Origin of the sequence: Nonomuraea soli (genome assembly GCF_013761175.1) — a bacterium.
Lineage (GTDB): Bacteria > Actinomycetota > Actinomycetes > Streptosporangiales > Streptosporangiaceae > Nonomuraea > Nonomuraea soli.
On sequence record NZ_JACDUR010000003.1, the window covers coordinates 134,722 to 155,665 of the forward strand.

The window sequence follows — 20,944 nt, forward strand, 5'->3', positions numbered from 1 at the left end:
GCAGGTGGATGCGCCCTCGCGATGGGTGGGTGGGCGCTCCCGAGGGGCGGATGGTCAGGGTGACGGGGCTCGGTTCATCAGCGTCTCGAAGCCCGGCCCTACGCAAGTGCCTCCCTCGGCGTCGAAGGTCAGCGCCGGGACGGCCGATACGAACCCTGACGCGGAACGGGTGAGCAGGCAGATCTCCGATACCCGACGCCGTCCGTCGACCCGGCTTCGCGACAGGTGGACGACCACGTCGAGGGCTGCCGCCAGCTGGCTGTGCACCGCCTCCCGGCTCATGCCGCCCGCGCAGGCGAGGGCTTCGAGGCGGGCGGGGACGTCGGCGGCCGCGTTGGCGTGGAGGGTGCCGCAACCGCCCTCGTGGCCGGTGTTGAGCGCGGCCAGCAGGTCGATCACTTCGGCGCCGCGCACCTCCCCCACGACGAGGCGGTCGGGGCGCATGCGCAGCGCCTGCCGTACGAGGTCTCGGAGCGTGACCCCGCCCGCGCCCTCCAGGTTGGCGGGGCGGGTTTCGAGGCGGACCACGTGGGGGTGCAGGGGGCGGAGTTCGGCGGAGTCTTCGACGAGCAGGAGGCGTTCGCCGGGGTCGGCGAGGGAGAGCAGGGCGCTCAGAAGCGTCGTCTTGCCGGTGCCCGTGCCGCCCGTGACGAGGAAGGCCAGCCGGGAGTGCACGATCGCCGACAGCACCGGGACGGCGTCGTGGGCGATGGTGCCGGCGGCGACCAGGTCAGGCAGGGTGAAGGTGCGCCTGGGCGGCAGGCGGAGGGAGACGCAGGTGCCCTCGGAGGCCACCGGCGGGAGGATCGCGTGGAGGCGGACGCCGCCGGGCAGGCGGGCGTCGACGTACGGCGAGGCGTCGTCGAGGCGGCGGCCGGCCGAGGCGGCCAGGCGCTGGGCGAGACGGCGGACCGCGGGGTCGTCGGGGAAGGACACCGTGGTGCGGCGCAGGCCCCGGCCGTCGTCGATCCACACGTCTCTCGGGCCGTTGACCAGGACATCGGTGGTCTCCGGCATGGCGAGGAGCGGCTCGAGAGGTCCGGCGCCGATCAGGTCGGCGCACAGGGCGCGGGCGACGTGGAGGATCTCGGCGTCGCCGTACACGGCCTTCTCCGCGCGCAGGGCCAGCGCGACCTGGGCCGCCGTCGGCTCGACGCCCGTTCTGGCCAGGCGGACCCTGACCGCTTCCATCAGGTCGGGTGTGACGGTCATGGGTCAGGCCGGGAGGAGGTCTTGGAGGAGGGTGGAGCACAGGCGGCCGAGGGGTGTGCGGGGGCCCAGGGCGGGCATCTCGCCGCGGTTGAGCGAGGCGTCGAGGCGGGGATGGTCGGGGATCTGGGCGACGTGAGGCGCGCCGTCGAGGGAGGCGGAGATCGTGTCGGGGGCGATCGCTCCCGGGCGGCTGACCAGGCGGATGTCGGCCGTGTGGTGGCGGATGGACTCCAGCACCTGGGCGGCCGAGAGCACTCCTCTGACGTCGGCGCAGACCACCAGGAGGGTGCCGGCGGCCCGGGTCAGCGCCTCGACGGCGGCCTGGTCGACGTGGCGAGGAAGGTCGGCGATCACCAGGTCGAAGCCGCGCAGGCTGGATTCGAGGACCGAGCGCATGGCCTCCGCGGGGATCGGGCGGGTGTCGCCCCGGTGGAAGGAGAGCACGGCCAGGTCTCCGAAGGCGGGAAGGGCGTCTCTGAGTGCCGTGGAGCTGACCCTGCCCTCTCGTGCCACCAGGTCGGGCCAGCGTGCTCCCTGGGCCTCTTCCTGGCCCAAGAGGGCGTCGATGCCGCCGCCCAGTGGGTCGGCGTCGAGGAGGAGGGTACGGAGGTGGGCGCCCGAGGCGTGGAGGGCGAGGCCAGCGGACAGGACGCTGGCTCCGGCGCCGCCTCGGCCGCCGATGACGCAGACGAGGGTGCCGGATCTCGGCTCGGGTTCCGAGATGTCGGCGAACTCCTCGACGAGGCGGCGTTCGGAGGCGGGCAGGTCGATGACAGTGCGGGCGCCCACGGCCACGCATCTGCGCCAGGTGTCGGGGTCGTCGGCGGCCTGGGTGACGAGCAGGACGCGGTCTCTCGGAGGTGGGGCGGTGGCGGCGAGGGCGTCGGCGAGGTCCGCTCCGACCACGACCATGGGGGCGAGGTTCCAGTGGGGGCGGGCGTGGGCGGGGGCGTGGGCCACGTCGAGCTGGGCGCCGGCGGCTGCGGCTATGCGGACCAGGTCGTCGAGGAGGGCCCGGTCTTCGGTGATGACCAGGGGGCGGCGGTTCATGCCGGCAAGGATCGGGGGTTCGGGGGTCTCGGCGACGGGCCGAACCGTGTTCTGTGGATGAAGCGCCAGAGGGCGGCGAGGGCGCGGAGGCGGCGAGGCGCGGAGGGCGCGAGGCGGGCAGGGGGCGAGGCGCGGAGGGGGCGAGGCGGGGGCGCGGCGCGGAGGGGGCGAGGCGGGGGCGCGGCGCGGGGCTCGAAGAGCAGGAGGCTCAGGAGGCTCAGGAAGTCGCCGGAAAAGGGGCGACCCCCGCCGGGGGGGAGAGCGGGGGTCGCCTGACCGGTCCGGCTCCGGGGGGGTAGAGCCGGTCCCGTTTCAGAAGAAAGCTTTCATCACTTGACCAGAGCATGGCAAGAGACTTGCAAAGCAAACCCGTGCACAGTCGCTCCAGTTTCGGGAGATACCACCGTATGCTGCCCGATCCGAACGAGTTTCGTCGAGGAGCAATCTCGCATTTTCGCTAAGTTTTTTCGAGGCCGCCAGCACCCCATCACAGCCAGTGATCAAGCCTGGCGGCCAACCATGGGTAAAGGTCTTGGTCCCAGGGGTTCCCATCAGGCCGAATCCGACGTACAAAGGTGGCACGGACCTCTTGTCCGGTACGTCGACCAGGTACCCACGCGCGACCAGCCGCGGGAGGCGCGTCGAGTTGGGCTTGACCCGCTCCGACGAATTAGAGGTGCACGCTTGGTAGCCAGGTGCGACGTACGGCAGACGGCGTCTCGGTTGCGAGGCGCCGTCAGCTATGTCCGCAACACGCCCCCCAGCCGTCAGCCATGACCGTAATGCGTCACCCTCGCTGCATGGCCTCGCAGATGGCCGTGGTCTCCCTGACCCCCACCACGACGGCCTCAGCGCAGTGCTGGACCCAGGCGGCCACCCCCGACGGCGTCCCCGTCACATAGCTGTCCAGCGCCGCCCGGTAGTCCGCGCCCAGGTGCCCCAGCTCGGCAGGCACCAGCGCCTTGGGGTCGAGCCCGAACTCGACCAGCGTCAGCCGTTCCGCGGCACGGGCCACCACGCCGTCGGCGGTGCCGAAGGGTTCGAGCACGGCCAGTTCCGCGTGCACGATGGCTGCCAGGACCAGAGCGGGGGCCTTGGAGCCCGAGGTCACCAGGGACATCAGGGCGTCGAGCCGCGGCGTTCCGGCGGCGGGCCGTCCGAGAGTGGCGTCGTCGGCGAGGCCGCGGGCGGCCAGGGTGTGGAGGCGGGCGAGCACCTGGCGGGGCGACGAGCGCCATGTCGAGCCGAGGCGTCCGATCTCCGCCGAGGCGCGCAGCGCTCCCTGCACGACCGGGTCGGTCACCGAGCCTGATCGCAGGTCGTCGAGGCCGACGTCGACGCCCGACAGCGCGGCCGAGGCCCTGGCCCCGCGCAGCGACGACTCCGCCGACACCTCCGGGCTGCGCCGGCGCAGCACCCGGTGACGATAGAGCCGGTCGACGGCCTGGCGGGCCTGTTCGATGGATTCCTGCACGCCGGGGAGTTCGGCGATGACAACCAGCGGATCGCTCACAAGGCCCGACCTTACCGGCGAGTAGCCAAACCTCCCACATAAAGGGGGCCCAATTGGCTCGTTCCATATTTAGAAGATGTCAATGTGACAACGGTTTAATTGCAGCAGTCAGCGGCACCTGACAAGCAGGCGGCTCCGACAGATCGGTACATACCTGTCTAGACCTCTTGCCTTCACACCCGCTGAGCTGGTGGAGTTGGATCCGACCTATGCCGCAGAAGGAGTGCAAAGTGGCCGATAACGCCCCAGAGAGTCAGGAGACGCTGTCCAATCTCCTGCAGGAGACCCGCCGGTTCGCACCACCGGCCGAGCTCGCCGCCGCCGCGAACATCACCGCGGACGCCTACGAGCAGGCCGCCGCCGACCGACTGGGCTTCTGGGAGCAGGCGGCCGACAGGTTGACCTGGTCCCGGAAGTGGGACACCACGCTCGAGTGGAACCCCCCGTTCGCGAAGTGGTTCGTGGGCGGGCAGCTGAACGTCGCCTACAACTGCGTCGACCGCCACGTCGAGGCGGGCAACGGCGACAAGGTCGCCTACTACTGGGAGGGCGAGCCCGAGGGCGACAGCAGGACCATCACCTACGCCGACCTCCAGCGCGAGGTCAACCGGGCCGCCAACGCCCTGCAGGAGCTCGGAGTCCGCAAGGGCGACCGGGTGGCCATCTACATGCCGATGATCCCCGAGCTGCCGATCTCGCTGCTGGCCTGCGCCCGCATCGGCGCGATCCACAGCGTCGTCTTCGGAGGGTTCAGCGCCAGCGCGCTGCAGTCGCGCATCGAGGACGCCGACGCCAAGCTGGTCATCACGGCCGACGGCGGTTACCGCCGCGGCAACCCGTCGGCCCTCAAGCCGACCGTCGACGAGGCCGTCGCCAACACGCCGAACGTCGAGAAGGTCCTGGTCGTGCGCCGGACCAACCAGGAGATCGCCGTCAACGACCGCGACGTCTTCTGGGAGGACGTGGTCGCCAAGCAGAGCGACCAGCACGAGGCGCAGCCGCACGACGCCGAGGACCCGCTGTACATCCTGTACACGAGCGGCACGACCGGTAAGCCCAAGGGCATCCTGCACACGACCGGCGGTTACCTGACCCAGACCGCCTGGACCCACCACGCGGTCTTCGACCTCAAGCCCGAAACCGACATCTACTGGTGCACCGCCGACATCGGCTGGGTGACCGGGCACAGCTACATCGTGTACGGCCCGCTCGCCAACGGCGCCACCAGCGTCATCTACGAGGGCACCCCCGACACCCCGCACCGCGGCCGGTTCTGGGAGATCGTCCAGAAGTACAAGGTCACGATCCTCTACACCGCGCCCACCGCGATCAGGACGTTCATGAAGTGGGGCGACGACATCCCCGCGAAGTTCGACATGTCGTCGCTCAGGGTTCTCGGCTCCGTGGGCGAGCCCATCAACCCCGAGGCCTACGTCTGGTACCGCGAGCACATCGGCGCGAGCAAGACGCCTGTCGTGGACACCTGGTGGCAGACCGAGACCGGCGCCATCATGATCAGCCCGCTGCCCGGCATCTCGCACGCCAAGCCGGGCGCCGCGATGAAGCCGCTTCCCGGCATCGTCGCCGACGTGGTCGACGACCAGGGCAACAGCGTTCCCAACGGCGGTGGCGGCTTCCTGGTCGTCAAGGAGCCGTGGCCGTCGATGCTCCGCACGATCTGGGGTGACGACCAGCGCTACATCGACACCTACTGGTCGCGCTTCGAGAACATGTACTTCCCGGGCGACGGCGCCAAGAAGGACGAGGACGGCGACCTGTGGCTGCTCGGCCGCGTCGACGACGTCATGCTCGTCTCGGGGCACAACATCTCGACCACCGAGGTGGAGTCGGCCCTGGTCAGCCATCCGAAGGTCGCCGAGGCGGCGGTCGTGGGCGCCACCGACCCGGTCACCGGCCAGGCCATCGTGTCGTTCGTGATCCTGCGCGGCAACGCGGAGGAGAGCGACGACATCGGCGCCGAGCTGCGCAACCACGTCGCCAAGACGCTGGGCCCGATCGCCAAGCCGCGCCAGATCCTGGTCGTGCCCGAGCTGCCCAAGACCCGCTCCGGCAAGATCATGCGTCGCCTCCTGCGCGACGTGGCGGAGAACCGCAGCATCGGCGACGTCACCACGCTGGCCGACAGCACGGTGATGAACCTGATCTCGGAGAAGCTGCCGAGCGCCAAGTCCGAGGACTGAGCTGGGAGAAGCTGCCGAGCGCCAAACCCGAGGACTGAGCTCGCGCCACGACGCCCCCGCCCCTGCCGTACGGCAGGCGGGGGCGTTCCCATGCCCGGGCAGGGCGGCGGAACCGGCGGCACCAGCGGCATCGGCCTGGCCCAGGCCCGCCACCACAGCGAACGCGGCGAAAGCACGACATGTAAGCTGATCACCAGGTGAGCCGGGAAGTCTGGTCGGCATTCGGGGGACCGACCCGCGATACCCGTCACCAAGGGGGACATGCTGTGCGCCGCGCCGCGGAAATGTGGCCCATCCGCCCAACCGTCCGATACGCCCGCACGCTGGCCGAGGCGCTCCGCACGGAGACCATCGGCGGCATCATTATGCTCGTCGCCACCGTCGCCGCCCTGATCTGGGCGAACGTGGCGCACGACAGCTACGCCGCACTCCGGCACACCACTCTGGGCCCGCTGGAGCTCTATCACTGGGCGCAGAGCGGCCTGCTGGCCATCTTCTTCTTCGTCGCCGGCCTGGAGGTCAAGGAGGAGTTCGTCCACGGCGAGCTGTCCAACGTCAGGAAGGCCGCCCTGCCCATCATCGCCGCCGTCGCCGGCATGATCGTCCCGGCGCTCGTCTTCCTGGCCGTGAGCTGGGGCGCGCCAGGAGCGGCGGACGGCTGGGCCATTCCGACCGCGACCGACATCGCCTTCGCCCTGGCCGTGCTGGCCGTCACCGCCAGCGCGATGCCGGCGGCGCTGCGCGCCTTCCTGCTGACCTGCGCGGTCGTCGACGATCTGGGCGCGATCAGCATCATCGCGATCTTCTACACGGAGAACGTCGACCTGCTCATGCTGGTGCTGGGCGCGCTGACGATCGCCGTCTACGGTGTCCTGCAGCGCAGGAAGGTCAAGGCGCTGTGGCTCTACCTTCCGCTGGCCCTGATGGCGTGGTTGTTCGTCGAGCTCAGCGGCGTGCACGCGACCGTCGCCGGCGTCGCGCTCGGCCTGCTCACCAACCTCGACCACGCCGAGAAGGCCGACCACTACGTCCGCCCGCTGTCGGCCGGCTTCGCCGTACCCGTCTTCGCCTTCCTGTCGGCGGGTGTCGTGCTCGACGACTTCGGCGCGATCTTCTCCGATCGTGTGGTGCTCGGCGTGATTGCGGGGCTCGTGATCGGGAAGTTCCTCGGCGTGTTCGGCGGGGCCTGGCTCGCCGTACGGCTCGGCCTGGCCAGACTGTCGGAGGAGTTGCAATGGCGTGACATGGCCGCGGTGTCGTGCCTGGCGGGCATCGGGTTCACGGTTTCGCTGCTGATCGGGGAGCTGGCCTACGGCGACGATCCGACACGGTTCAGGGCGGTGACGACGGGGGTCCTCATCGCCAGCCTCATCGCCTCGGTTCTCGCCGCGGTGCTGTTGCATGTCAGGGTGCGCAAGCGCCTGCGGACACAGGATGATGTTTGACACGGCCGGCGTGTCCAGATAGGAGACCCTCATGTCACAAGCTCCCGAAGTCGAGGAGACCCTCGGCTCTCTGGTCGCCAAGGCCAGCGACCAGATCTCCACGCTGGTACGCGCCGAGATCGAGCTCGCCAAGTCCGAGCTGCGCTTCGACGCCCAGCGGGTGGGCACGGGCGTCGGGTTGCTGGCCGGTGCGGCCTTCATCGCGCACCTGTGCCTGATCCTCGCCTCCTTCACCCTCGGTTTCCTGCTGTCCGAGGGCATGTGGACGTGGCTGGCGGTCGTGCTGACGGTGCTGGCCTACCTGGCCACCGGCGCGTTCCTGGGCTATCTCGCCCTCCTGGGCGCGCGCACGCTCGGCAAGGGCCCGTCGCAGCCGGTCGGCGCCGCGCTCGCGGGCGTGCTCTTCCTGGAGGTCACCGGCGCCGTCCTCTTCTTCGGCCTCCCGCCACTCCAGCGCTGGATCGAGTCGTTCTCGATGCCGGCGTGGCTGACCGCCAGCCTGCCCGTCGTGATCGCGGTGATCGTGGCGGGGGTCCTGGGCTACCTCGCCTCGCTGCTGGCGCGGCGCCTGGCCCAGGGCATCGCGCCCGGAGCGGCCATCACGCTGTTCGGTCTGGCCTACCTGGCTCTGGCCGTGCTCTTCGGCTACCTCGCCTACCTGTTCGTCCCGAAGCTGGCGGCCGGACTGCCGAGCTCGGCGGCCTTCCTCATCGTGACGCTCTTCTACCTGCTGGTCGCGGGGGTGGCCGTCCTCGTCGGCACGCGCCGGTTCAAGGGGTTGACCGGTATGAAGCGCACCCGCGACTCGCTGAAGGGCCTGAAGGACGTGGCGGAGCCCGCCGATGGCTGACGAGTCGGTCGTCCAGCTCGACGGCCCCTGGACGCACCGGTCCATCCACGCGGCCGGCACCCGCTTCCACGCGGTCGAGGCGGGCGAGGGCCCGCTGGTCCTGCTGCTGCACGGCTTCCCGCAGTTCTGGTGGACATGGCGCAACCAGCTGAGGAGCCTGCCCGAGCGCGGTTACCGCGCCGTCGCCGTCGACCTGCGCGGCTACGGCGGAAGCGACAAGCCGCCGCGCGGCTACGACCTGCCGACGCTGGCCGGCGACGCGACCGGTCTGATCCGCGCGCTCGGCGAGACCGGCGCGATCGTGGTCGGTCACGACTGGGGCGGGCTGCTCGCCTGGACGATGGCGGCGTTGTCGCCCAAGTCGGTGCAGCGCCTGGTCGTGGTCGGCGCACCGCACCCCCTGCGGCTGCGCAGCTCGCTGCTGACCGACCCGTTCGGCCAGCTGCGCGCCAGCGCCTACTCCCTGGGCTTCCAGCTGCCGTTCCTGCCGGAGAGGCGGCTGCCCAAGCAGGTCAGGCGGATCCTGACCGACTGGGCGGGTCCCGGCTTTCCCGACGACGAGACCGCGAGGGTCTACGAGGAGGCCTTCCGGATCAACGCGGTGCCGCACTCCGCGCTGGAGTACCACCGCTGGTTCGCCCGCTCGCAGCTGCGCCCTGACGGCCTGCGCTACGCGCGTGCGATGCACACCGAGATCGAGGCGCCCACCCTGCAGTTGCACGGCGCGCTCGACCGCTGCACGCTCCCCCGTACCGCCCAGGGTTCGAGCCGTTACGTGGCCGCGCCGTACCGCTGGAAGCTCATCGAGGGCGCCGGGCACTTCCCGCACGAGGAGCAGCCGGAGGCGTTCGACACCGAGCTGGCCGGCTGGCTGGCCGATCCGGAGCCCGACCGGTGAGAGACAGAGACCCGCTGGGCCGCCCGCGCAACGCCAGGCCCAGAGACGAGTACGGCAGGCCGCTGCCGTACGGCTCGGAAGGTGTGGAACGCGTGCCCGACGATTACGCGCCCACCACGGCGCAGGCGCTGGCCGACGCGCGCGAGATGCTCGCGGCGCAGCGCCCCTTCCACGCGCACGAGATCTTCGAGGGGCGCTGGAAGTGCGCCCCCGACGACGAGCGCGAGTTGTGGCAGGGCCTGGCCCAGATCTGCGTCGGCCTCACCCATCTGCAGCGCGGCAACGGCCGCGGCGCGGTGACGCTCTTCAGCCGGGGAGCGGCCAAGGTGCAGGCGTACGGCGGGCCGTACCACCAGGTCGGCCGCGTCGCCTCGGGCCTGGCCGACGACAGCGACGCCGGCCAGGCGATCGGCGTCATCCTGCGGGCACTCCCCTAGCCGATCCCTTAGTCGCAGGACTGGGTGCTGGCCGGTGTCGTGTCGGCCTGTCCGAGCTTCACGTCCTGCGAGACCTCGGCCGCCGTGAGGGCGTAGCCGGTGTCCTTGCGGTCGGTGGCGGCGGCGAAGATGACGCCGAAGACCTGGCCCTGGTCGGTCAGGAGCGGGCCGCCCGAGTTGCCCGGCAGGACCCTGCCGCGGATGGCGTAGACCTCGCGGGTGACGTTCTCGCTGCGGTAGATGTCAGGTCCTGTGGCCTTCTGGGTGCCGCGGATGCGGGCCGCCTCGGGGGTGAAGCCCTTGCCCTTGGGATAGCCGGCGATGATCGCGTTGTCGCCCGACTTGGCGGAGCCGTCGAACGACAGCGCCCGGAGGCTCAGCCCCGGCACGTAGAGGACGGCGATGTCGCGGCTGGGGTTGTAGCGCACGACCACGGCTTCCTTGGTGTCGAAGCGGTAGTCGGTGACCCGCAGGTCGGCCGTGACGCCGGCGACGACGTGGGCGTTGGTCATGACGTGGTCGCGGGCGAAGACGAAGCCGGTGCCCTCGATGCGCTTGCCGCAGCTCTCGGCGGTGCCCTGGACCTTGACGATGCTGTTGCGCGCGCGTTCGAGGCGCGGGTTGCCCTTCAGCACGCCGACGTCGGGCTCGGCGACCTCGATGAGGTTGCTGCCGCCTATGGCGTCGAAGACCGGCGGGAACTCCGAGCGGTCGATGAACTCCTTGAACGGCTTCTGCCAGTCCTTGGCCGCTTCCGGCACGGCCTCGTCGACCGTGCTGAGCAGCAGGGAGTTGCGGATCTGGTCGACGATCGGGGTGAAGGAGCTGGAGACCAGCAGGCTGCCCACGAGCCAGGCGAACACCAGCACGGACAGGCCGCTGGCCAGGGTGCCGCCGAGGGCGTCGACGACCTTGGCGGGCTCCCAGGTGACGTGGCTGCGGACGACGGCGCCGATGGTGGAGGAGGCGAACTGGCCGATGGTGGCGGTCAGGAAGACGATGACGATGGCCAGCAGAGCCTGCTCGATGTCGCCGTCGACGACGGCCTTGGCGATGGGCGGCGCGATGAAGACGCCCAGCACGACCCCACCCGCGAAGCCGACAAAGCTCATCGCCCCGATGATGAAGCCCTGACGGTAGCCCGAGATGCCGAAGGCGATCACGAGGCCGATCAAAATGAGGTCAAGCAGATCGCCGCGCACGCTTCAAAGGTATCCAGCGCGGAAGTCAATTGTGCACCTCTTCTGTGAGGAGCGGTTGACCTGCGGGAATACCGTCGGATTGTGGAAGCTTTCATGCTGGCCCGCCGGATGTGCGCCGGGGAGACGCTCAGCGAGCGGCTGCGCGGGGTGGAGATGATGCGTACGGTGCCCGAGCGGCGCCGGGCACTGCTGGTGCTGCGGTACCTGCGTGCGAGCGAGACGGACGAGACGTTGCTGTGGGCGATCGACGGCGCACTCACCGATATCGGAAAAGCCGAGCAATCCGCCGATACTCGCGTTTAGTATTTGGTCCGCTACCTTGCGTAGGAGGCGGGCATGAATCGTGTCGATCGTCATTTCCTCACCCAGGACCGGCTCCAGGGCGCCGCGACATTCGGGTTCCTGGTTCGCTTCCAGGGGGCCGCGCCGTCGTGCGAGGAGCTCCAGGACCTGGTGGCCGTACGGCTGGCGCCGCTGGCCCGGTTGCGGTGCCGCTTCGACGGCCGCCGCTGGGTGGTGCGCGAGCGCCTCGACCCCACCGAGCACGTCGGCATCCACGCCACCGCCTCCGAGTCGGAGACCGCCGCGGCCCTGCTCGGCGCGCGCCTCGATCCCCCGTGGCGGCTCGACCTGCTCACCGGCTACGCCGACGGGGAGTTCGCCCTGCTGTTCCGCGCGCACCACGCGCTGCTCGACGGCGTGGCCGCCTCGCTCATCCTGCGCCACCTGCTCGGCGAGGGCGAGCCGCACCCTGACTGGTCGCGGGAGCCCGCCACGGTCAGCCAGCCCGCGACCCGCCGCCATCTGGCCGGGCTGCTGACCGCGCTGGCCGAACGCCCGGGGCGCAGGCTGCCCTTCAACGGCCCGCACGGCCCCGGCAGGCACCTGGCCGTGGTCAGAGTGCCACGCAGGCTCCTCGACACCGCCAGGACCCGTCCTGAGACGCTCAACGACGTCTACCTGGCCGCCGTGGCGGGCGCCGTACGCCGCATGGGCCGCACGCAGGGCCCCCACTTCGTCATGGTCCCGGTCGACCTGCGTACGGCGGGCACCGCGCACGTGCTCGGCAACCAGCTCGCCATGATCAGGGTGCGCCTGCCGCTCAACGTGTCGTTGCCGAAGGGACGCCTGGCCACCGTGCACGCGCGCACCGCCAGGGCCAAACGGCTGTCGCAGGCACGCGGGCTGGCCCTGCTCACCCAGGCGACGGCCGCGATGGGCGTGGCGGGCCAGGTCGCGCTCATGCGCACGATCTGGATGCCGCTGATGAGCAACATCGTCTGCTCGAACGTCCCGATTCCCACGGAGCCGCTCGCGCTGGCGGGCCGTCCGGTCACCGACATCGTGGGGGCGACGATCCTGCAGCCGCCGCACGGCATCTGCATGATGCTGCACGGCTACGGCGAGACGGTGACGATCAGCGTCGTCTCCGACGCGCAGCGGGCCCAGTTCGCCGACAAGTTCGCCAACGAGCTGCAGCAGGAGCTGCACGACCTCGCCCTGTAGCCCCGTCAGTCCTGCGTGTCGTCGGGGAACTCCGGCGGCGCCTGCAGGTCGTGGGCGCGGAACAGCACCGCGTGCTCGACGCCCATGGCCTTGCCGCTCATGGCGGCGAACTTCGGGATGAAGTCCGACGGCACGGGGTGTCCAGGGAGCGCGGCCAGGTACGCGGCGTGGGCCTCGAGCGAGGCGACTCCCCTGCGCAGCGGCTCGCCGGTGACCTCGACGCCGTGGGTCGCGGAGGCGGCGAGGCCGGGGACGATGTACCAGCGCGCGGAGTGCGGTTCGAGTCCTTCGTCGTCGATCTGCTCGGGGAAGACCCACCGGTTGCCGGCGTCGCGGATCGCGTCGAGCGTCGCGAGCCCGGCCGCGCGGTGGTCGGCCTGGTCGAAGCCGTAGGGCGTCTCGATGTCGAATCCGGAGCCGAGGACGACGTCGGGCTTGAACCGGCGGATCTCGCGGCAGATGTCACGGCGCAGGTCGAGCCCGTAGACGAGCACGCCGTCCGGGTGTTCGAGGACGGTCAGGTGCTTGACGCCGACGGCGGCGCAGGCGGCCTGCTGCTCGGCCACGCGCAGGCGTGCCGTCTCTTCGGGAGGGTTGGGCATGCCAGCCTCGCCGCGAGTAAGCAGGAGGTAGCCGACCTCGATGCCGCGTGCGGTCCAGCGGGCGACGGCCGCGGACGTGCCGTACTCCATGTCGTCAGGGTGTGCGACGACGCAGAGCACACGCTGGAAGGACTCTTCGGGCAGGGCAGGCAGAGTCGTCATGCCGGACATTCTTCCGCACTAGCGGGCGGCGAGGTTGACCACGTCCGGCGGCAGGTCCTCGACGCGGTGGTGGTCCCAGGGACGCTCGAAGTCGCACCAGCGCAGCATGTTGTCGAGGATGCCCGCGGTGAAGCCCCACACCAGCAGGCCTCGCACCTGGAAGGCGGGGCCGGAGTAACCGCTGGGGTGGCGCAGCTTGAGCCGGTTGGCGGGGTCGGCGAGCTCGGCGATGGGCACCCGTTCGACCGCCTCGACCTCGTCGGGCGATGCGGGGTGCACGGCACAGGGGGTGTGCCACCAGCCCACGACGGGGGTCACGCGGTTGTCGCTGCGCCAGACGTACAACTCGGGCAGGGTGCCGACGATCTCGACGCCGTCGGGGACGAGGCCGGTCTCCTCCTGGGCCTCGCGCAGGGCCGCTCCGACGGCTCCGTCGTCGTCGGGGTCGAGGCCGCCGCCGGGGAAGGCGGGCTGGCCGGCGTGGCGCCTCCCGCGCGAGCTGCGCTGGATGAGCAGGACGTCGGGGCCCTCGCCGAACAGCATCAGGACCGCCGCCGGACGGCCGCTGCCGTCGGCCGGCGGACGCATGCCCGCGGGCACGGGGGATCGTGCTGCCTTCGCCACGAGGGTGTGCAGCCAGTCGGGGGCCATGCGATCTCCAACGCTCGCCCGGCGGGAAATGCTTCCCCGGTCAGGAAAACGGTCCGGGTCGCACCAGTTTGGAGGCTTCCTTCTCCGCCGTCGGGCCCGTGCCGTACGCCGGGCACAGCGCGGCCAGCGGGCACACGCCGCAGGCGGGACGGCGGGCGTGGCACATGCGCCTTCCGTGCCAGATGACGCGGTGGGAGAACATCGTCCATTCCTTGCGCGGGAGCAGCTCGGCGACGATGTGCTCGATCTTGACCGGGTCGGTCTCGTCGGTCCAGCCGAAGCGGCGCACCAGCCGCTGGAAGTGGGTGTCGACGGTCAGCCCAGGAACGCCGAAGGCGTTGCCGAGCACGACGTTGGCGGTCTTGCGTCCGACGCCGGGGAGCGTGACCAGGTCCTTCAGCCGGTGCGGCACGACGCCCTTGTAGCGGTCGCACACCGCCTGGGCCATGCCGATGATGCTGTTGGTCTTGGCGCGGAAGAAGCCCGTGGACTTGATGATCTCTTCCATCTCGGCCCGGTCGGCCGCGGCGTAGTCCTCCACCGTGGGGTACTTGGCGAACAGCGTCGGGGTCACCATGTTGACCCGCTTGTCGGTGCACTGCGCCGACAGGATGGTGGCGACCAGGAGCTCGAGCGGGTTGGCGAAGTCGAGCTCGCAGTGGGCGTCGGGGTAGGTCTCCGCCAGGATGCGGTTGATCTTGCGGGCGCGTCGTACCAGCGCGAGTGAGGGACGCTCGTCCATGGCCATGCGGCAAGGGTAGAGGCCGATGCGGCCGCGCCACCCTCGATGTCCCCTCCGACACGGTGACGCGGCCGGACCCCCAGGGTGCCGTCGCCCTGTCGTACCGGCATCGGGACACATACGTATTCGAGGCCGCGAGGGCCTTGTAGGTATGTGATTGGGCCGTCACCGTCCGCCATGCCGGACTAGGGTGAATTGCTGACTCAGCGTCATATGTCGATCACTGGAGGCGCCATGTCCCCCGCCGCCCGCGCCGTCGACCTCCCCTCCGCCGTCACCAGCTTCGTCGGACGCCGGCTCGAGGTCCCAGCCCTGGTGGACGCGCTCGACTCCCATCGCCTGGTCACGGTGGTGGGCCCCGGCGGGGTGGGCAAGACACGCCTGACCCTGCAGGCCGTCGCGGCGATCTCCCACAGGTACGACGGCGGGGTCTGCATGATCGAGCTGTCCGGCCTGCGCGATCCCGACCTGCTGCCCGGCGCCCTGGCGGCCCGGCTGGGCCTGCCGGACCAGCGCGCCCCGATGGACGCGATCATCGACTTCCTGCGCGACACCCGTTTCCTGATCATCCTGGACACCTGCGAGCACCTCATCGGCGCCTGCGGCGCGCTGGCCGACGAGGTGCTGAGCCGTACGGGATGGGCGTGCGTGCTGGCCACCAGCCGCCAGCCGCTCAACACGCCCGGCGAGCACATCTTCGTCCTCGAACCGCTGCCGATCACCGCGGGCGGCGGCGACGCCCTCGAGCTGTTCGAGCAGCGGGCCTCGGCGGTCGTGCCCGGCTTCACCGTGGAGGCGGCCAACCGGCAGCGGGTCGTCGACATCTGCAGCTGCCTCGACGGCATCCCCCTGGCCATCGAGCTGGCAGCAGTACGCCTGCGCACGATGCCGCTGGACCGGCTCGCCGCCAACCTGGGCAAACGCCTGAAGGTGCTCACAGGCAGCCGCCACTCGCGCGTCGAGCGCCACCGCACGCTTCGCATGGCCATCGAGTGGAGCCACGAGCTGTGCACCGAGCAGGAACGACTGCTGTGGCGGCGGTTGTCGGTCTTCGCGGGCGGCTTCGACCTCGACTCCGCCGAGGACGTGTGCAGGAGCCGGGAGCTCACCGGCGACGACGTGCTGGAGTCGCTGGCCGGGCTGGTCGAGCGGTGCATCGTGCGGCGGGTGGGCGACGACCGCTACCGGATGCTCGACACGATCCGCGAGTTCGGCGCCGAGCAACTGGAGGCCGCCGGCGACCTGGTCAGGATGCGTGACCTGCACCTGGCGCGCTTCACCGCGCTGGCGGTGGAGTACGGCGAGCACACCTTCGCCGCCGACCAGCTCCCGCGCACCAGGCGGCTGCGCGTCGACCACGAGAACCTGCAGGTCGCCCTGGAGCACGCGGTCACCAAGCCCGACCTGGAGCGGGCCACGGCGCTCAGCGGCGGCCTGTGGTGCTACTGGCACCTGGTCGGCCGGCCCGCCGAGGGCTGCACCTGGCAGACCCGCGTGCTCGACCTGCTGCCGCCCGAGCCGTCCAGGGAACGTTCGTGGACACTCAACATCCGCGCCCATCTGTCGATGTTCTGCGGCCATTCGCGCGAGGGCGTGCGTGACGCCCGCGAGGCCACCGAGATCGGCCGCCTGCTGGGCGATCCGTGGCTGGAGGGCAGGGGCCAGCTGTACATCCTGATGGGCTCCGACTTCCTCGGCGACTTCGAGACCGCGATCAAGGCGTCGGAGATCACCACCCGGCTGCTGGAGGCCCACGACAACTACGCCGGGCTCGGCCTGTTCTACGGCGTGCGCGGCAACCTCATGCTCCACATCGGCAAGCTCGACGAGGCCATCGCCGACTGCCGCCGCACGCGCGACCAGCTCGATCCCGCCGAGCGGTGGATGAACAGCTACGCCTACCTCATCAGCGGCATGGCGCAGTTCCTGCAGGGCCGGATGGAGGAGGCGACGGAGTCCGCGCGCCTGGCCATGCGCATGAAACACGACCTGGAGGACCCCGTGGGCACCGCCTACGGCCTGGAGGTGCTGGCCTGGATCAGCGCCGCCCAGGAACGTTTCGAGCGCGCCTCGTGGCTGCTGGGGGCCGCCGACATGCTGTGGCGGCGGGCCAGCGAGCGGCTCAGCGGCCAGGTGGTGCTGGAGAGCCTGCACCAGCGGGCGATGAAGGCCATCCAGGCCGGTATGGACGAGGGGCGGCACCAGGAGGCCTGGCGCGCGGGCGCGGCGCATCCGCTGGAGCTGACCATCGCCTCGGCCGAGCACGACAGCGACCGGCTGCTGCGCAAGGTGTCGGCGCCGGCGATCTCCGCGCTGACCCAGCGGGAGTACGAGGTGGCGGTGCTGGCGGCGCGGGGGCTGTCCAACCGGGAGATCTCCGAGAAGCTCGTCATCTCCAAACGCACCGTGGACGCCCACATGGACCATATCCTCACGAAGCTGGATGTGTCGCGACGCGCCTATATTCGTGACGTGCTGGAGCTGACCCGCCCCGATTAGCCACCCGGTGCGTGCCGTACGTCACAATGAGAACAGAGGAGGCAGAGTGAACACCGAAGACGTGCTGGGCAAGGCCCCCCTGTTCGCAGCGCTCGATCGCGAGAGCGCCGCGGCGCTGCGCACGAGCATCACCGAGGTCCAGCTGTCCAAGGGACAGACGCTCTTCAACGAGGGCGAGACCGGCGACCGGTTGTACGTCGTGCTCGACGGCAAGATCAAGTTGTCGCGCACCTCGTCGGACGGGCGCGAGAACCTCCTCAGCGTGCTCGGGCCGAGCGAGATGTTCGGCGAGCTGTCGTTGTTCGACCCCCGCCCGCGTACGGCGACCGCCACGGCGCTCACCGACGTGCGGCTGGCCGGGCTCGGCCACGACGACCTGCGCCCCTGGCTGACCGGCCGCCCCGAGGTCGCGCTCCACCTGCTGCGCGCCCTGGCCCAGCGGCTGCGCCGCACCAACGACGTCCTGGCCGACCTGGTCTTCACCGACGTGCCCGGACGTGTCGCCAAGCAGCTGCTCGACCTGGCCGAGCGCTTCGGCACCAAGACCGACGACGGCGTGCGGGTGCACCACGACCTCACCCAGGAGGAGCTCGCCCAGCTCGTCGGCGCCTCCCGCGAGACGGTCAACAAGGCCCTGGCCGACTTCGCCCAGCGCGGCTGGCTGCGCATCGAGGCCAAGGCGGTCACCATCCTCGACCTCGACCGGCTCTACAACCGCTCCAGGTAGTCCAGCTGCGCGCGGACCGAGACCTCTGCCACCGGCCAGAGGGCCCGGTCCACGTCCGCGTAGACGATCGCCACGACCTCGCTCGCCGTCCTGGCGCCCGCGGCCTGCGCCTTCCTGATCTGGTCGAGGCGCTCGCGCCGGTGGGCGATGTAGCCGTCCAGGGCCTTCAGGGGGTCGGGCAGCACCGGGCCGTGCCCCGGCAGCAGCGCCATCGCCTCCAGTTCCTCGGCCGCCGCCCTCAGCCTGTCGAGGCTGCGCAGGTAGTCGCCCAGGCCGCCGTCCTGCGCGATGACCGTGGTGCCGCGGCCCAGCACGGTGTCGCCGGTCAGCATCGCCCGGTCCTGCGCCAGCCAGAAGCACAGCGAGTCGAACGAGTGGCCCGGCGTGCCGTACACATGCAGCTCCACGCCCGCGACGGTGACGACGTCGCCGTCGCGCAGGCCCTCCTCGCCCAGGCGGTGCGCGGGGTCGAGCGCTCTGACCGGGGCCTTCACCAGCTCCGCGAACCGGCGGGCGCCGCCGCTGTGGTCTACGTGCCCGTGGGTCAGGAGGATCTGGGTGACGTTCCGGTCGCCGAGGTGATCACGCACCCTCAGCAGGTGAGCCTCGTCGTCGGGGCCCGGATCGACCACGATGCACTGCTCGCCGCCGATGACCCAGGTGTTGGTGCCGTCGAGCGTCATCATGCCGGGGTTGGGCGCCAGGAGGTTCTCCGCATGCTCGGTGCGGGAGCCGTCCGGCGTGTCGATGGGGATGTACAGGCCGCTCATAGGACCAGCTTGACCTCTCCGTCGACCTCGATCACGCGCGGCTGGATCGGCGTGATCTCCCGCTCCGCCGCGAAGACCTCCTCCGCCTGCGCGTACGCGGTCAGCTCCTGGAGGGTGACGTACGTCGGGGGCATGAGGAAGATCTTGCCGTCGTCGGCCAGCTCCAGCGCCTCCTGGGGGCGCTGCCACACGACCTTGTCCGCCTCGCCGCCCACGTCGCGGGTGCGCTGGCCGTACGGCAGGGCGGCCACGAAGAAGCGGGTGTCGAAGCGCCTGGTCTCGACGTCGGGGGTGATCCAGTGGGCCCACGCCTTCAGCAGGTCGGTGCGCAGCACCAGGCCGCGCTTGGCCAGGAAGTCGGCGAAGGCCAGGCTGCGGTCGATCAGGGCCAGCCTGTCGGCCTCCCAGTCGTCGCCTGTCGTGTCGGCGACCACCTCGTCCTCGCTCAGGCCCGCGAGCAGGACGCCGGACTCCTCGAAGGTCTCCCGTACGGCGGCGCAGACCAGTCCGCGTGCCGTCGCCTCGTCCGATCTGAGGACGCTCGCCCACTGCTGGACGCTCGGTCCCGCCCAGGCGATGGCGTGGTCGGTGTCGCGCGGGTCGACCGAGCCGCCGGGGAAGACGTAGGCGCCCGCGGCGAAGGCCATCGTGGCCTTGCGTCTGAGCAGGTAGACGTGCATGTCGTCGCGCAGGAGGACGACGGTGGCGGCGTCCTTGGCGGGGACGGGTTCGAGTGTGCCGGCGGCGATCGCCCTGGCGCGGTCGAGGAGTTGGTCGGGAAGTGTCACGGCGGCCCCCAGTAGAACATTACTCGGTCATATTACGAGCAGCGCTTTCGTATGGGGAAGGGCGGTCAGGGATCCGGCTGGGCGCCCGGGGGTCCACACCCCGGCCGGGGCGGCCGCGCCGCTTCTTCCGGCGCCCGGAGACACAAGATCATTAAGTAATTCCCGGCGGTCCGGCTATTCCAATTCACGAATCCGACCGCGCCGCGACTGGCGGCCACAGGCCTCCCGGATTCCCATCCAGCGCCCTCGGCAGTACGGGCAAGGAAAGGTTCAGACTTATCTCATGCCGCGCATAAGAGATCAGCGAACATGCAGGGCAATCGAAAAGTCGCCGCACTCCGGCATGGCCGCCGGGGGCAGTACCAAAGAATCAATGGCTGGCCTTGACCTTATTGCGCCGTGACATGGTGGAACCAATCCCCGTGGCGCGGCAAGGTAGTCATGGCGCAGCTGCCGTAGTCATTAGGCGGCGCCACCAATTCCGTTCGCATACTGGAGGAAGTAAACATGCTTCGTCGCATTGTCATCGGTGCGCTCGCCGCAGGGGCTTTCCTGGCCGCCTCGTCCACCGCCGCCTCTGCGGCCACGTGGGAGGGCGGCAACGACGACAACGTCGGCAACGCTCACAGCCCGGCGTCGATCGTCGTGCCGGTGCTCAACCACGCGCTCAACAACAACGAGGTTGACGTCCTGACGATCGCGCACCTGGAGCGCATCAACCTCAACCTGCTGACCAACAACACCAGCCTCACCGACGTCGAGGGCAACGACGGCTGAGTCCAGGCACCCGACTAGCTCCCTTTCCCGCCGGTGCGCCTCTAGCGGTTAGCACTGGCGGGGGGCATCTTTCCGCAGGAAGGTACTAACCTTCCCGACGCGGTACGAAGGTGGACGGAGACGGGCACTCTCCGTCGCTCAGTCATAGATTGCCCCCTGATCCCGCCCCCGCTCCCGGGGAGCCGGATCAGGGGGCAATTTGCTGCCCGCTATCGGTCATCACCTCGAAGGTCCTCAACAGGGCGGACGGCACCGGCGAAGCTCCTTCGGTCGATCTTCTCGATGCGGACCGACGCCCCCGTGAACGGCGCCACGACCATCTGTTCCACGTTGATCGCCACGCCCACGTGGTCAGGCCCTCGACGCTTGGCGTCCGTCTCGAAGAACGCCAGATCGCCAGGTCGCATCGCGCGACGGGCGACCCGCGGCCCGGAACGCCACTGCGCGTAGGTGTCGGGGCCGATGTCGATACCCGCCTGAGCCCAGGCGTACTCGGTCAGCCCGGCGCAGTCGAACCCTTTGACGTTGTTTCCGCGCTTCACTCCGGTTGTCGCGCCCTTCGGCCCTCCCCCTCCCCACACATAGGGCTCTCCGATGGCACCCAGCGCGGACCGCGCGGCGATCCGCCCGCTGTCGTGAACCATTCCTGTGCGGCAGCCATAGAGCGGCCTGCCGCCTGGGCGCTCTTCGAACGTGATGGAACATGCGAGATTGTCGTACCGGTGATCTTGCTCTTCCGAGCCGGGCTCGAATGGCCCCGCCAAAAGCGCACTCAACAGTGCAGCCTTGCCTATGGCCAGCACGTTGTCCACGTCCTTTCTCAGCAGGAAAGTACCGTGAGCGGTATGCCCGGATAGGTGCCGATATAGGGTTACATTTCGACCATGTGATGGCAAGCAAGGACAACCCGAA

The 20,944-nt window shown here is 70.2% G+C and carries 20 protein-coding genes; 10 read left to right on the forward strand and 10 right to left on the reverse strand.

The genetic code is table 11. From position 1 onward, the window contains the following. Positions 1–54 precede the first annotated feature (54 nt). From HNR30_RS13435 to HNR30_RS13445, 3 genes are all read right to left on the reverse strand, one after another. Entirely contained in the window at positions 55–1,212 is a 1,158-nt protein-coding gene (locus HNR30_RS13435; protein WP_181610176.1) for a TadA family conjugal transfer-associated ATPase, read from the reverse strand. Positions 1,213–1,215: 3 nt separating this feature from the next. Beyond that, complete coding sequence (gene ssd / locus HNR30_RS13440; protein WP_181610177.1) at positions 1,216–2,262, reverse strand: septum site-determining protein Ssd; 1,047 nt, start codon at positions 2,260–2,262, stop codon at positions 1,216–1,218. A gap of 787 nt (positions 2,263–3,049) precedes the next feature. Continuing rightward, positions 3,050–3,775 carry a Fic family protein gene (locus HNR30_RS13445; RefSeq protein ID WP_181610178.1) on the reverse strand — a complete coding sequence of 242 codons (726 nt, stop codon included), beginning with the start codon at positions 3,773–3,775 and terminating at the stop codon, positions 3,050–3,052. 209 nt (positions 3,776–3,984) lie between these two features. Here HNR30_RS13445 and acs point away from each other — a divergent pair, with 209 nt between their 5' ends. The 5 genes from acs to HNR30_RS13475 all read left to right on the forward strand — a co-directional run bounded on the left by acs (position 3,985) and on the right by HNR30_RS13475 (position 9,606). Next, positions 3,985–5,976 carry an acetate--CoA ligase gene (acs, locus tag HNR30_RS13450; protein ID WP_181610179.1) on the forward strand — a complete coding sequence of 664 codons (1,992 nt, stop codon included), beginning with the start codon at positions 3,985–3,987 and terminating at the stop codon, positions 5,974–5,976. A 266-nt stretch (positions 5,977–6,242) separates the two neighbouring features. Then, positions 6,243–7,421, forward strand: a complete 1,179-nt coding sequence (nhaA, locus tag HNR30_RS13455) for a Na+/H+ antiporter NhaA (protein WP_181610180.1) — start codon at positions 6,243–6,245, stop codon at positions 7,419–7,421. Positions 7,422–7,452: 31 nt separating this feature from the next. After that, a complete protein-coding gene (locus tag HNR30_RS46750) occupies positions 7,453–8,271 on the forward strand; it encodes a phage holin family protein (protein ID WP_220133565.1) in 819 nt (272 codons plus the stop codon). Then, on the forward strand, positions 8,264–9,169 hold the full coding sequence (locus HNR30_RS13470) for an alpha/beta fold hydrolase (protein WP_181610181.1): 906 nt from the start codon (positions 8,264–8,266) through the stop codon (positions 9,167–9,169). The genes HNR30_RS46750 and HNR30_RS13470 overlap by 8 nt, the downstream gene beginning before the upstream one ends. Next, positions 9,166–9,606, forward strand: coding sequence for a DUF309 domain-containing protein (locus tag HNR30_RS13475; RefSeq protein ID WP_181610182.1), 441 nt, complete (start codon positions 9,166–9,168; stop codon positions 9,604–9,606). Before HNR30_RS13470 ends, HNR30_RS13475 begins: the two co-directional genes overlap by 4 nt. 8 nt (positions 9,607–9,614) lie before the next feature. Here HNR30_RS13475 and HNR30_RS13480 read toward each other — a convergent pair whose 3' ends face one another. Continuing rightward, entirely contained in the window at positions 9,615–10,808 is a 1,194-nt protein-coding gene (locus tag HNR30_RS13480; RefSeq protein WP_181610183.1) for a MarP family serine protease, read from the reverse strand. An 81-nt stretch (positions 10,809–10,889) separates the two neighbouring features. On the opposite strand from HNR30_RS13480, the gene HNR30_RS13485 reads away from it, so the two are divergent. Both HNR30_RS13485 and HNR30_RS13490 read left to right on the forward strand, forming a co-directional pair. Next, the gene (locus HNR30_RS13485; protein ID WP_181610184.1) at positions 10,890–11,111 is read left to right on the forward strand and encodes a hypothetical protein; all 222 of its coding nucleotides are present in this window, start codon (positions 10,890–10,892) and stop codon (positions 11,109–11,111) included. A 33-nt stretch (positions 11,112–11,144) separates the two neighbouring features. Next, positions 11,145–12,314 (forward strand): WS/DGAT domain-containing protein, encoded by a 1,170-nt coding sequence (locus tag HNR30_RS13490; RefSeq protein WP_181610185.1) that lies wholly within the window; start codon positions 11,145–11,147, stop codon positions 12,312–12,314. A 5-nt stretch (positions 12,315–12,319) separates the two neighbouring features. On the opposite strand, the gene HNR30_RS13495 is transcribed toward HNR30_RS13490, so the two are convergent. The 3 genes from HNR30_RS13495 to nth are packed head-to-tail and all read right to left on the reverse strand — an operon-like array spanning position 12,320 to position 14,477. Further along, positions 12,320–13,078 carry a PIG-L deacetylase family protein gene (locus HNR30_RS13495; RefSeq protein ID WP_246378555.1) on the reverse strand — a complete coding sequence of 253 codons (759 nt, stop codon included), beginning with the start codon at positions 13,076–13,078 and terminating at the stop codon, positions 12,320–12,322. An 18-nt stretch (positions 13,079–13,096) separates the two neighbouring features. Then, positions 13,097–13,729 carry an NUDIX hydrolase gene (locus HNR30_RS13500; protein ID WP_181610187.1) on the reverse strand — a complete coding sequence of 211 codons (633 nt, stop codon included), beginning with the start codon at positions 13,727–13,729 and terminating at the stop codon, positions 13,097–13,099. A gap of 40 nt (positions 13,730–13,769) precedes the next feature. Beyond that, positions 13,770–14,477: an endonuclease III gene (gene nth, locus HNR30_RS13505; protein ID WP_181610188.1), complete on the reverse strand. Its 708-nt coding sequence runs from the start codon at positions 14,475–14,477 to the stop codon at positions 13,770–13,772. Between the two features lie 228 nt (positions 14,478–14,705). On the opposite strand from nth, the gene HNR30_RS13510 reads away from it, so the two are divergent. Both HNR30_RS13510 and HNR30_RS13515 read left to right on the forward strand, forming a co-directional pair. Next, positions 14,706–16,970 carry a helix-turn-helix transcriptional regulator gene (locus HNR30_RS13510; protein ID WP_181610189.1) on the forward strand — a complete coding sequence of 755 codons (2,265 nt, stop codon included), beginning with the start codon at positions 14,706–14,708 and terminating at the stop codon, positions 16,968–16,970. Between the two features lie 46 nt (positions 16,971–17,016). Continuing rightward, positions 17,017–17,697, forward strand: coding sequence for a Crp/Fnr family transcriptional regulator (locus tag HNR30_RS13515; protein ID WP_181610190.1), 681 nt, complete (start codon positions 17,017–17,019; stop codon positions 17,695–17,697). Here HNR30_RS13515 and HNR30_RS13520 read toward each other — a convergent pair. Together HNR30_RS13520 and HNR30_RS13525 are read right to left on the reverse strand one after the other, a co-directional pair. Then, positions 17,679–18,467 carry an MBL fold metallo-hydrolase gene (locus tag HNR30_RS13520; RefSeq protein WP_181610191.1) on the reverse strand — a complete coding sequence of 263 codons (789 nt, stop codon included), beginning with the start codon at positions 18,465–18,467 and terminating at the stop codon, positions 17,679–17,681. The genes HNR30_RS13515 and HNR30_RS13520 overlap by 19 nt on opposite strands. After that, positions 18,464–19,255: an NUDIX hydrolase gene (locus tag HNR30_RS13525; RefSeq protein ID WP_181610192.1), complete on the reverse strand. Its 792-nt coding sequence runs from the start codon at positions 19,253–19,255 to the stop codon at positions 18,464–18,466. Before HNR30_RS13525 ends, HNR30_RS13520 begins: the two co-directional genes overlap by 4 nt. A 507-nt stretch (positions 19,256–19,762) precedes the next feature. Here HNR30_RS13525 and HNR30_RS13530 point away from each other — a divergent pair. Further along, positions 19,763–20,032 (forward strand): hypothetical protein, encoded by a 270-nt coding sequence (locus tag HNR30_RS13530; RefSeq protein WP_181610193.1) that lies wholly within the window; start codon positions 19,763–19,765, stop codon positions 20,030–20,032. Between the two features lie 209 nt (positions 20,033–20,241). Here the strand turns inward: HNR30_RS13530 and HNR30_RS13535 are convergent, their stop codons facing one another. Next, positions 20,242–20,844 carry a C40 family peptidase gene (locus HNR30_RS13535; protein ID WP_181610194.1) on the reverse strand — a complete coding sequence of 201 codons (603 nt, stop codon included), beginning with the start codon at positions 20,842–20,844 and terminating at the stop codon, positions 20,242–20,244. Between the last annotated feature and the right edge of the window lie 100 nt (positions 20,845–20,944).